At 43.7% G+C, this 11,925-nt stretch carries 10 protein-coding genes; 1 reads left to right on the forward strand and 9 read right to left on the reverse strand.

Features of this window, described 5'->3' with window-relative positions; translation table 11 throughout:
• Positions 1–413 precede the first annotated feature (413 nt).
• Positions 414–1,496, reverse strand: a complete 1,083-nt coding sequence (cax, locus tag M3202_RS19810; protein WP_354572802.1) for a calcium/proton exchanger — start codon at positions 1,494–1,496, stop codon at positions 414–416.
• A 192-nt stretch (positions 1,497–1,688) separates the two neighbouring features.
• On the reverse strand, positions 1,689–2,579 hold the full coding sequence (locus M3202_RS19815; RefSeq protein ID WP_251224966.1) for a DMT family transporter: 891 nt from the start codon (positions 2,577–2,579) through the stop codon (positions 1,689–1,691).
• A gap of 196 nt (positions 2,580–2,775) precedes the next feature.
• Here M3202_RS19815 and M3202_RS19820 point away from each other — a divergent pair, with 196 nt between their 5' ends.
• Entirely contained in the window at positions 2,776–3,672 is an 897-nt protein-coding gene (locus M3202_RS19820; protein ID WP_251224967.1) for a LysR family transcriptional regulator, read from the forward strand.
• A 120-nt stretch (positions 3,673–3,792) separates the two neighbouring features.
• Here M3202_RS19820 and M3202_RS19825 read toward each other — a convergent pair whose 3' ends face one another.
• The 7 genes from M3202_RS19825 to M3202_RS19850 form a co-directional block, all read right to left on the reverse strand.
• Positions 3,793–4,986: an S-layer homology domain-containing protein gene (locus tag M3202_RS19825; RefSeq protein ID WP_251224968.1), complete on the reverse strand. Its 1,194-nt coding sequence runs from the start codon at positions 4,984–4,986 to the stop codon at positions 3,793–3,795.
• Between the two features lie 90 nt (positions 4,987–5,076).
• On the reverse strand, positions 5,077–5,211 hold the full coding sequence (locus tag M3202_RS22475; RefSeq protein WP_285890627.1) for a hypothetical protein: 135 nt from the start codon (positions 5,209–5,211) through the stop codon (positions 5,077–5,079).
• A gap of 157 nt (positions 5,212–5,368) precedes the next feature.
• Positions 5,369–6,838, reverse strand: a complete 1,470-nt coding sequence (locus M3202_RS19830; protein WP_251224969.1) for an aldehyde dehydrogenase family protein — start codon at positions 6,836–6,838, stop codon at positions 5,369–5,371.
• A gap of 98 nt (positions 6,839–6,936) precedes the next feature.
• The gene (locus M3202_RS19835) at positions 6,937–7,596 is read right to left on the reverse strand and encodes a GntR family transcriptional regulator (protein ID WP_251224970.1); all 660 of its coding nucleotides are present in this window, start codon (positions 7,594–7,596) and stop codon (positions 6,937–6,939) included.
• A gap of 184 nt (positions 7,597–7,780) precedes the next feature.
• The gene (gene cypC, locus M3202_RS19840) at positions 7,781–9,019 is read right to left on the reverse strand and encodes a CYP152 family fatty-acid peroxygenase CypC (protein ID WP_251224971.1); all 1,239 of its coding nucleotides are present in this window, start codon (positions 9,017–9,019) and stop codon (positions 7,781–7,783) included.
• Between the two features lie 424 nt (positions 9,020–9,443).
• Positions 9,444–10,598 carry an extracellular solute-binding protein gene (locus M3202_RS19845; RefSeq protein ID WP_251224972.1) on the reverse strand — a complete coding sequence of 385 codons (1,155 nt, stop codon included), beginning with the start codon at positions 10,596–10,598 and terminating at the stop codon, positions 9,444–9,446.
• Between the two features lie 37 nt (positions 10,599–10,635).
• A complete protein-coding gene (locus M3202_RS19850; protein ID WP_251224973.1) occupies positions 10,636–11,913 on the reverse strand; it encodes a TRAP transporter large permease in 1,278 nt (425 codons plus the stop codon).
• Positions 11,914–11,925 lie beyond the last annotated feature (12 nt).

Raw genomic sequence — 11,925 nt, forward strand, 5'->3', positions numbered from 1 at the left:
TCGCCCTTGATAAGCTCGAGTCAAACCATTGGCGTGTTTGTCAAGGGCGATTGCGTGGCCTTCCCACTAAATTCATGGAAAGAATCTGAACCATCTACCGACTTTTCATAGAACTTTTGACAGTACCGCTGTTGATCCTAAGAAAACCGTGCAACGCTCCTCCTCGAATCCCTTTGAAATGCAGGGTAACTTTCTCATCTCTCCAGCAAAAAACTGAACGGTTCCCAAAAAACCTTTTGGTTTTAACATGCTGATTATATAGGGAACCTCTCTTCTTGTAAAGCAATTGCATTCAAAATTTTATCGGCGACGACAAGAGAGCGCCGTTTATATACGGCTCTGTTTTCACCAGCTTTTTTCTTCGAGTTATGAAAAAGGAAGTTTTTCAGTGGCCTCCTGTTTTCCGGCCTGCATCAGAGCAAATAAAAGCCAATCCCCATAATGACGTACGCCGCGAGCAAGGTGGCTCCCTCAAACCAGTTCGTCTCCCCATCATTGGATATCACGGTCATTAATAATACAGACGAAGTCATCGCGATCAGCTCAGGCAGCGTGAAAACAAGCGGCATTTTTTCAGGCAAAAACAAAGAAATCAGGACGAGGACCGGTGCAACAAACATCGCGATCTGCAAAGTAGAGCCAATCGCAATCTCAACGGCGATATCCATTTTATTTTTAAAAGCAAAAATAATCGCGGAAGCATGCTCGGCCGCATTCCCGACAATCGCGACAATAATCACACCGATAAACAGCTCCGTCCAGCCGAATGTTTCCGCTACTTCTTCAAACGTATGAACAAGTGCTTCGGAGACATAAGCTACAGCGGCCGTCGCAAAGGCGAGAACGATAATCGCCTTCCATTTTTTCCACTCCGGCTCTTCATGCTCGATATTCCCTGACTCCTTTGGCTGATAAACCCCACGATGGGTCACTAAGCGAAACATCAGGGCGGCCAAGTATAACATAATTAAAATAATGGAAATTCCGATACTTAAAGACAACGTTTTTGCCGGACTCATCGTCATCGAAAAAACCTCAGGAATGACAAACGCAACAATGACGGCAAACATTAGGAGGCCTGAATTATGACGGGCATCATACACATTGAAGTTCTGACGTTTGAACTTCAATCCGCCGATAAAAAAGGAAAGCCCGGCCACTAACAGAAGATTGCCAAGCACCGATCCGGTTAACGAAGCGAGGACAACACCAATTAAACCGGCCTTCAAGGCAAAGATCGAAATAATCAGTTCAACCGCATTACCAAATGTCGCATTAAGCAGTCCGCCAATTTGCGGACCTGATACAATCGCGAGGCTTTCCGTTGCCCTCCCCATATAACCTGCCAAGGCGACAATTGTAATACAATAGACGACAAACATCAGCACTGTTGGCCAGTGAAGGATATTCCCAATTATCGATAGTGGCAGGCCGACGAGTAGAATCAAGAAAAACACTTTATTAACCAAACCATTCCCTCCCTTTCGTCTCCTCATCTCAATTAGTATATAACCTGTACCCGCTTTTTTATCCGTTCGTGCAAGCTCCTCTCAAGAAATAAAAAAAAGACGCCTCAAAGGTCTGTTCACCTTAGAAGGCATCTCCAAATCAAGAGTGTGAAGTCCGCTTTAAACGCAGCAAATTCTCCAGCAGTGTCCGGCTGTCTTGATGGACGGACACAGTGTCTGCTAGAGAGCTTTATCGATATTGGGGGGTGACACATTCAGTCGGTTTTCTTCAGGACTTTTCCGATTCACAACCCATATCCCGGCAAGTACGAGCAAAATTCCAGCTAATGTAACGATGCTTATCTGTTCATCTAAAAATATGGAGCCAGAGATGACGCCAACAATCGGGACGAGCAGTAAAGAAACGGATGCCTTGCTCGCTTCAGTCCGGCTTAATGCATGATTCCACATAACGAATGCAAGCGCCGAGGCCACTACGCCGGAAAACAGAATATACACAACCGGCATGACGCCCCAGTGCGATTCACCTTGCTCAAATAAAAGAGTGTACAGCAGTAATCCGACAGCTCCAATTGTCATTTGCCATGTCGTATATTGAACCGTATCACAATGCTTTAATTTCAATTTGAAAAGTAAGTTAGCGACAGCCCAGGAAATAGCTGAGCTTAACGCCAGCAACATAATCGAAAATGATCCCCCTGCATGAACATTCATTGCAAGAAATAAACCGGCTATCCCGATCATGATGCCAAATGTTTTGGCCGTAGTTAATCGTTCACCGGGAAGCCACTTATGCGCCATGATTGATAAAAAAAGTGGCATGCTGTAGGTCATGACTGACGTCAGGCCGGCACTAATATGGGTAAGCGATATTTGGATCGCAATATTAAAATAAGCAGTCTGAAACAGGCCGCATAAGACGAGCCACTTAACATCCGCTTTCTTCGGCAGCGCTATTTTTTTCAGTAAACAAATGCCGATCAGTACGAGAGAGCCGGTCAAAAATCGCAGCGCGGCAAACTCCCCGGGGGGAAAGGCGCCATTCCCCAACTTCATCACAACAAAATTAAACCCCCATATGAGACATAGCATAACCATCGTGGCATTCATTTGTGTGATCCTCTCCCCTCTCTCAATTTTTTTTTGAGAATCCGAAGATAATCAAATCGCAAATCATTTCCCGTAAATTTTGCCAAGACGTCTTCTGCTTTATAAAAAACTTTACAATGAGAACGAACTGGTGTCTAATATATAAAAAATGTGTTTTTAAGACGATAAACGACTTAATAAAATGGAGGGGAATGGTGTGGAATTGCGTCAGCTTATCTATTTCACAGTTGTCGCCGAGGAGCTGCATTTTGGCCGTGCGGCAATACGCCTGCAGATGACACAGCCACCGCTGAGTCAACAGATTTTACAGCTTGAAAAAGAACTTGGTGTCAAGCTGTTTGACCGATCGAAAAGACATGTAGAGCTGACAAATGCCGGAACCGTGTTCCTGCAGGAAGTGCGTCACGTACTCACCAAATTAGATGAAGCGAAAGCAGCAGCGATTAGAGCCCAAAACGGGATGGCCGGTCGTTTAGTAATTGGGTTTATTGGTTCTGCTACGTTTGATATTTTGCCGACCATTGTTCGCGGTTTTCAGGAACAGTTTCCCGCGATCGACTTAATCCTTCACGAGATGCACACCCCAAGGCAAATTGAGGCCTTTCATAATAAGGAAATTGACATAGGCTTTGTCAGACCGCCCATTTTCGATCCACTTTTATCCCTTTTGCCCATCTACCAGGAGACCGGAATCGCCGTCGTGCCAAAATCACATCCTTTTGCCCAGCGGGACTCCCTTTCGATGAAAGAGCTGAGTTTGGAGCAATTTATTATGGTAGAGAGAGAGATTTGGCCGAGCTGGTACGATGATATTATCGCAAAATGTCACGCCGCCGGCTTTGAACCGATCACGCGTCAAGTCGTCAAGGAAATCCAAACAGTAATAGGCCTGGTCGCCTCAGGACTAGGAATCAGCATCGTCCCGCGATCCACCTCGAACTTTCACACGCATGATGTCACCTATGTAACGATTGAACAAGAAGCACCACGCGTAGACATGAGCCTGGCATGGCGCACAGATAACAATTCAACGATTGTAAAACAATTTCTCGATACGTCGACAAAGCTGATTAAAGTTAATAAGTTGCAATAAAAAAAAGCCCTAATCGGGAAGCTGCTGAAAACGTACGATTTACTCTTTTTCAGCAGCTTTTAGAAAGGACTTTTTCCTGTTAGCTAATTATCCGTCAAAACTCACCAACTGCAGCTCAAGTTACTTTTTCACGCCGAACTGTTCCCAGCTGATTGTAAAAGACGGCATACCAGCTGCATATGGAGCAATTTCATATTCGCTGAAATATATTGTCCCCCCTTGATCGGATACATAAAACTGTTTTGTATCCGGGTCAATCCCATCAAAATCAAAAACATCATTAAATTCAAGCTGAAAGCCTGCATCCGTCACGCCTGCAGACACGGTTTCGTTAATAATCGCCAAATAGTCTGTACCTTCAGGGAACAGATCCTTTAATGCTACCAATTCTCCGCTTGCAGGAGTAAATGTATAAGCGGTTTGCCAGCTCCCACCATGCGCGCCTCCTGTATAGTGATAGCCCTCAAAGACAATGCTCAAGTAATCGGCATCATTCTGTTCAATCCGGTAGCTCTCACCAAACGCGTAACGCTCAGCGATCATTTGATCTTCTTCGGCTTCCGCACGCGCAAACAGCTCTTCTCTCGCCTCCACTGACCGACCTGCATGCTCGGCGAGCGTCTGATTGACTCGACCTTGACTTGCTTGATCAAGACCGGTCACGCGAGGAAAGTAGACATTTTCAGCGGCCCGCTGTGGAAGAACAGCGACCTCCTCACGAAAGGATTCCTCTTTTGCCCGCGCCAAGAAAACAGCGAATTCAGCCCGGGTCACAGGTTCTCCTGGACGAAAAGTCAAATCGTGATAACCGGTTGTCAGGCGATTTTCCGCGAGCTCACTGATGCTCTCATACGCCCAATGCCCGGATGCCACATCGCGAAAATCAACAGGCTGGCTGCTCATTAGCTGCGAAGAACGTGAAAGAATTGTAGCCATCTCAGCCCGCGTTAACGTATCATTCGGGCGAAACTCATTTCCATCAGCAAAAAATCCTGCTCCCACCGCTGCGGCAATGCCGGAATAAGCATAGTTCGTCTCCGCTACATCCGTGAACGAGACAGGCTCCGGCTGTTCCATATCCAGACCATGCAGTCGCGCCAGCGTTACCGCGGCCTGCGCTCTTGTCACATCATCGCCAATCCCGAAAGCTCCATCCTGATACCCTAGCATCACGCCCTGCTCAGCCAAAAAGTGAATCTCCTCCACTCCCCAAAACCCATTTGAAACATCCGAAAATGCGACCTCAGCTTGTACGGGGCTGGCCACAACCAATAAAGCTGATATCCCGACCGCTGCCATGATCCTTCTCTTCATTGTAACCCTTCTTTCTTTCTATATTTATTATGTAACGTCCCCACCCAGTATAAAGTAACAAAGCGTCTCCTGAACAGCTTTTTACGACAGCTATTTCATGAAAAGAGAATTCCCGGCTAAAGTACCACAAACTGAAACTGAAACGGATTTTTCTGCTAAGCCAATTTCAGCTTGGCACCCCTTTAATCTTCTACCAGCACCAACAACAAGTACTTTATCTTTCATCACAACCACTCCCTATCGTCATTTGATGTAACATTTTTTTCATTTTATTCAAATTAAAGCGCTTTCAAAATAAGTGAGATTTAATGTAAAGGCTGTAACTTACTCAATGCTGGATTTGCTACAGCCTTTACATAGTTAGCGATTCATTCTGAAAAAATTAATCATTGAAATCGATCATAATACTTTTCACTTGGGTGTAGCTGTCGAGCATTCCCTCTAAGGAAAATTCGCGCCCGATTCCACTTTGTTTGTAGCCTCCATAGGAAAGGCCAGGCATTTGCGCGCCTCCCCGATTTACTTGAATCCAGCCTGATTCAATTTTGCCTGCTGTTCTTAACGCTTTCTTCGTGTCATTCGTCCAGACAAAAGCAGCTAACCCATATGAACTGTCATTAGCGGCCTTGATGACCTCTTCCTCGTCACTCCAGGACATAATTAAAAGCACCGGGCCAAAAATTTCCTCTTTGGCAAGTCTCGTATTGTTATTTTGACAAGCAAACAAGGTTGGCCGATGATAATATCCTTCCGCCAACGGTCCTTCCTGAGGAGGGAGACCGCCGATGAGAAGCTCTAAATTGTCATCATTTATTCCTTCCTCTATAAACTTGGTCACTTTATCAAACTGCTTCTTATTTATCAGAGAGCCCATATCTGATTCCTCATCAAGTGGATGACCAACTTTAAGCTCTCCTAAGCGATTGACCAGCTTTTCCACAAATGAATGAAAAATAGATTCGTGTAAAAACAACCGAGTACCCGCGGAGCAGGATTGTCCTTGGCGGGCGAAGCGCATCGCAGAAATAATTCCTTCCACCACTTTGTCGTTATTTGCATCGGGAAAAACAATTTGCGGGCTTTTTCCGCCCAATTCCAAAGAGACTGGCACAATTCGTTCGGCTGCCTTTCGCATAATTGTTTTCCCTACGGCTGTTGATCCGGTAAATGTTAATTTATTGACTAGCGGATGACCCGTCAATGCTTCGCCGCATTCCTGACCAAAGCCTGTAATTACGTTAACGACGCCAGCTGGCAAGTACTCCGCACAAATTTTTGCGAGCTTCAGTACTCCTAATGGGGCATCCTCAGCTGTTTTTAATACGATTGTATTTCCTGCCGCCACCGCAGGCGCAATTTTTAATGATGAGAGCTGAACCGGCGCATTCCAGGGAACGATCGCCCCGACGACACCATATGGTTCACGCTGCGTATATGCCATTAAATTGTTGTCAACCGGACATGTACTGCCCCGGATTTCACTGACAACACCGGCGAAGTAACGAAAAATCTCGATGACACTCTTCACTTCACCTCTCGCTTGCGTACGAATCGCATTTCCCGTTTCAGTCGCGATTGTTCTTGCGATATCCTCTGCCTGCTCTTCAACGGCATCGGCAATTCTCCATAATAGCTTCCCCCTTTCCTTTGCGGGAACCTCTCTCCAGGAGGCAAAGGCTGCATGTGCTGCTTTTACGGCAATATCAACATCTTCAGCCGAAGACCTTGGCACTTCCGCTATGACAGAACCTCTCTCAGCCGGGCTTTCAATTGAAAAAAACTCTGAGCTGACACTGGCTCGCCATTCCCCATTAATAAGCATGAGTTGTTGTTCAACAGATACTTGTTTCATGCAAACACCTTCCTTTTCTTCATTATCTATAAATTCTTAGCGGGTCCATTGCTTGAAATGAGAAATAAACTCGCTAAGTCATTTACAAAAAGTCCTTCTTATGTGAATTTTGTTATGATGTTGTGGATCTCAATATAGCGCTGCAATGCATCCTCTACATGGGCTGCTGCTTTTTTGCCGGCGCTTTCTTTATCCTTCAGCAGGATATATTTCAGAATATCCCGATGCTCTTCGATCGACCTTTCCATTTGTCCCGGCAATGTCAGTGTTCTCACCCTCGACAAGTATGATTTTTGATTTAATAATTCAATAAATTTTTCTAATTCTTTATTCGTCGATGCTTTCACGATCGCATGATGAAACTCCTGATCGAGATGGGTGTATTCTTTCACATCTTTTTCATCAATTGCTTTTTGCTGATTGCTGATGATATGTTCCAGCTGTTCACCCACTGTTTTATCAGTCGATTCACAGCATATTTCAACAGCAAGCTTTTCCAGTACCGCTCTAAGCTGTGTAATATCTTTAAAATCTTCAATCGTTAAATCTTTTATAAAAGCTCCTTTATAAGGAATGAATTCCACTAACCCTTCCATCGACAGTTGCTGTAGCACCTGCCTGATTGGCGTGCGGCTAACATTGTATCTTTCAGCAAGCTCCCGTTCAGGTAAACGTTGTCCCGGTTTAAGATCCTGATCGATAATATCCTGCTTGATGATCGTATATAAAGTTTGCATACTGCTCGACTGATCAGTCATATATGTACCCCCAAAATGGTATACCAAATTTATAAATTTAGAATACCATACTGTATTATCTTTGTATACCACTTTTATATAAAAATTCTGAAAATAAAATCTTCATTTCAATTTTGTGGCATTTTCAGCTCAGGCGAAAAAAGCTGCCCCCATGAATGGAAGCAGCCTTCCTACTGAAACTCATTTAATGCAAAGGCTTTATCACAAATCCACTATTCGGTAGTGTCGGCATTCTGTTCATACTGTATTGTACGTCCTGCTCAGGGACTTCATAGCGCAAGTGTACGAGAAAGTCTACAGTTGCTTTCATGACTTCGATCGTAATCCCTTCACCCGGGCAGCGATGACCTTTTTCCGGTTCGCCCCCTCCTTGCGGAATGAAAGCAAAAGGGTCCCCTGACCAATTGCGGAACCGCTCCGGATTGAACTCCTCAGGCCGCTCCCAAAGTCGCGGATCATGATTGGTTCCGTACATATCAAGCAGCACCAGCTGTCCTTCTTTAAAATCACACTGCTTCCATGTAAATGGCTTTTTCACCCGCGCCCCAAGAAAGGGTCCGAACGGATAATAGCGTCTGACCTCCTGAACAAACATTTCCCGGAAAGCTTCATCATCCTTCAGCTTCTCCCGATAAGCCGGATATTCATATAAAGCCAGGGCAGCAAACGTAATAAATGTCGCAATCGCAACAATCGGACGAAGCACATTGATTAGTTCAACCGCGGCCATGTGAGCATCAAGCCGGTTCCCTTCATCATCTTTGTAAAACGCCAGCTGATAAAGAGCGGTATCTTTTTCAACGACTATCTTTTCGCCTCGCACCTTTTCAATAATGTCTTTGATCCATTCCTCTGCCCTCGTTCGCGCCCTTCTTCCTTTCCAATGACGCGGTCCGACCGCGCCAAAGGCGTCAACCATCGCAGTAAAGTCTTGCGCCCGCTCATCCAGCTCCGATTCTGCCAGCGGAATGACGGCCCAATCACAGGCGGCCCGGCACAGCACTCTTTCCGCTTCTTCAAAAAGGACGACCTTTTCTTTATCTTTCCACCGTTTCTGGGCGTGACGCCACTCTGTTGCGACCATGTCTGCCAGCTGCTTCTCATGGTCAGGCGTCATCAATGACATAAAAAGCAGCTTGCGATGAAGATGCTTTTGACCGTCCATTGTCTGAATCGCGTTGACGCCAAACAACGATTTCTGAATCCGCTTCGGGGCGGCTCCCTTCCGCTGAAAAAGCTCTGGATCATAAAAAAGCTGCGCCGCCTCTCTTCCGCTCATGCAGATGACCTTTTGCCCTAAGAGGCGCGCTTCAAACAAGTCGGACTGATAGCGGCTCACCCGATTTTTAATAAACAAATAGCCTTCCTGCATTAAGGCCAGGCTATTGTCAAGCGCTTTGTCCTGCGGGATGTTTGCATTCATCTTATCTTCTCCTTTGTCGCTCTCACTATGTTTTCTTTTCTACCTCTATTAACGAAAAACGTTTAAACGAAACCTGTATAAGATAAAGTATGGACAACACGGAAATAATTATGAAATGACATTAGGAAAATTATCAATGATCTTCTCAGCGTATAGTTTTCTGAATACGTAAAATAATTTATAGGTTTTACATCCTTATTAAGACGAAGCAGCGGAACAAAAATGAATGTAGCAGTCATGTTTAAAAAGAACCTTAAAAGATTTATGGGAATAAAAAAGTGAGCAAGGAAACGTATTTCCTGCTCACATTATTCGCACGGTATGGGATCATTGTCTCTAATAATTCAAATTTGATAAAAAACGGTTCCAGTTAATGCACCGCTTTCTTGTTTAAATACGCTGCTAATTTAAAGTGCCTTCATTTTCAGATCACATATGAATTTTTAATTAACTTGTTGATGACTTGAATAGTATCAGTTGCAGTCAACTTTCCTCCAAGATATTCATGAATATACTCTCCTGCTTTTTCCTGAATGAATGTATATCCATCATATCTTGGACGAATATAGGACAGGTCCAATGTTTTTAACGTATTTTTAAAGAAACCATGAACTTTGTCATTAATTGCTTTATTAGTCCAAGCTGTTCGATGTGCCGGCTGTCCCTCATGTTCTACATATATCCCTCTTTGGCATTCACCTGAGGCTACATACATTGCATACTTAACGGCAATGTCAGTATGCCTGCAATGAGAAGACACACCTAAACCTACCCCCCCAATAATAGAACCTTTTGGTTGTGATTGAATGGACGGGATATCAGTAAAATGAATCACATGACTTTTGTCATTATTATAGGAATAGTTCACATACCCATAAATCAATGGAACATAAATAATTTCATCAGCTGTTTTCATAAATTCCAGCATCTCAATTGGGTCTGAATGTAAAGAAAGAGGATGTACATAAGGAATAATTTCATTCAAAGAATGCAACGCTTGCTTTCCGATTTCAATATCTATGCCGCGCTGTTGATCCCAAAAAACATTTCCTCCAATATTTGCACACAAAGTCATAAAGCTAATAAACGAATGAGTGGAATTTAACGGGATACCTATTTTGACATCATTCGGTACTTGCTTAGCCATCATTACTACGTCTTTCCAACTCTCTGGTATACTCATTTGGTGTTTTTCTATTAAGTCCTGTCTATACGCAGCTACTTGAGCGGCTGTGTCGACTGGCAATGCCCAAAGCCTTTCCTTCCACAGATAACTCTCATAGCTTGGACCTACACTGTTCGCTTTTAAATCTTCCACATATTCTTTTGGTAAATATTCACTTAACGAAAGCAGAGAGTCTGTATTTACTGCTCGGCCTATACATGGATGATCAAGTAAGATTAAATCAAATTCTTTAGCTAAGGCCTCAATCGGATAATCTTCAAAATCTTTTAAAGAGCGTGTACTCCAATGCGCCTCCACTTCCGGGTGATTCTTTTGAAATGCCTTAAAGGTGGCTTTCATCGGTTCAATACCACGTGGGTGGTTCCACGTCATAATTTTCAGTTCAATTGTCATCGAGTTCACTCCAAGTCCATTTTCAACTAGATTTCTATTAGTTTCTCATTGTATCTGGTAAAAACGTTACAATTTGAGGGATAAGCACTAAAATGATCGTAATCAAAATCATAACGCCAACAAGCGGCCATACTTTCCAAAATACTTGCGACATTTTTGTTTTTCCAATACTTGATGCAATAAAAAGCAAGTTTCCTACAGGCGGGGTCACTCCACCAATAACGAGGGTAAGGATAACGATGACACCAAAATGAACAGGGTCAAATCCAAACGCACTTTGGATACCGATCAGTACCGGTATTAAAATAATGAGTGCGGCCGAGGCTTCCAGGAAAAGACCAATAATTAGCAAAATTAACATAACTAAAAAATAGACAAAAATTGGTTGATCTGTAATTGAGGTAATGAGTCCAACTGCCTTTTGAGGAAATTGTTCAAAAGCTAATAACCAGCTAAATGCGGCAGCGGCGGCCATTATCATGAGTGAAATTGTTGATAATACAGCAGCTCCCAGAAAAACATCAGGTAGCTTTTTAAAGTTTATTGTACGCTGAATTACACCTAGGATGAACGCGTACGCTACGGCGACAACTCCCGCTTCAGTCGGTGAGAAAATCCCAAACCGAATCCCGCCAATAATAATAACTGGTAATGCTAAAGCCAAAATCGCCTGCTTAAACGCTTCCCAAACATCATGTAACGTTGCACGTGTTTCACTAGAAACAATGTTATGCTTTCGAGCGTAAAAATAACTGTAAATCATTAAACCTAACCCAAGCAGTAAACCCGGGATAATCCCAGCCATAAATAAAGCCCCAATGGACGTACCTGTTAACGAGCCATAAATAATCATCATGATACTGGGAGGAATAATCGGCCCGATAATTGAAGCAGTTGCTGTTAAAGAGACAGCAAATCCTGGGTCATAGTTCTGTTTTTTCATTGCCGGAATAAGCAAAGATCCGACAGCTGAAGTATCGGCAGCTGCTGAGCCTGAAATTCCCGAAAATAACACACTAGTCATAACGGTAACCTGGGCAAACCCGCCCCGGATATGCCCCACCAATGTAACAGCGAAGCGAATGATTTTACCGGTTAATCCTGTATGTGTCATTAATTCACCTGCCAACATAAACAGAGGAATAGCTACTAATGAAAAAGAATCCAAAGTTGTGAAAAAGCGCTGGGTAACAACAAGAAACGGGATACCATCTTGAGTAGATAAGCCTGCAAATGTTGCTAATCCAATCGCAAATGCTACCGGTGTTCCTATTAAAATAAGAACTGCAAACACTATGAATAATACTGCTAACATCGCTATTCTCCT

The organism is Halalkalibacter oceani (assembly GCF_023715605.1).
In the GTDB taxonomy this organism is placed as follows: Bacteria; Bacillota; Bacilli; order Bacillales; family Bacillaceae_D; genus Halalkalibacter; species Halalkalibacter oceani.

Coding starts and splice junctions, on each gene's coding strand:
- cax (WP_354572802.1), bottom strand. CDS start 1,496: ATGAGGAGACGAAAGGGAGGGAATGGTTTGGTTAATAAAGTGTTTTTC.
- M3202_RS19815 (WP_251224966.1), bottom strand. CDS start 2,579: ATGAATGCCACGATGGTTATGCTATGTCTCATATGGGGGTTTAATTTT.
- M3202_RS19825 (WP_251224968.1), bottom strand. CDS start 4,986: ATGAAGAGAAGGATCATGGCAGCGGTCGGGATATCAGCTTTATTGGTT.
- M3202_RS22475 (WP_285890627.1), bottom strand. CDS start 5,211: ATGAAAGATAAAGTACTTGTTGTTGGTGCTGGTAGAAGATTAAAGGGG.
- M3202_RS19830 (WP_251224969.1), bottom strand. CDS start 6,838: ATGAAACAAGTATCTGTTGAACAACAACTCATGCTTATTAATGGGGAA.
- M3202_RS19835 (WP_251224970.1), bottom strand. CDS start 7,596: ATGACTGATCAGTCGAGCAGTATGCAAACTTTATATACGATCATCAAG.
- cypC (WP_251224971.1), bottom strand. CDS start 9,019: ATGAATGCAAACATCCCGCAGGACAAAGCGCTTGACAATAGCCTGGCC.
- M3202_RS19845 (WP_251224972.1), bottom strand. CDS start 10,598: ATGACAATTGAACTGAAAATTATGACGTGGAACCACCCACGTGGTATT.
- M3202_RS19850 (WP_251224973.1), bottom strand. CDS start 11,913: ATGTTAGCAGTATTATTCATAGTGTTTGCAGTTCTTATTTTAATAGGA.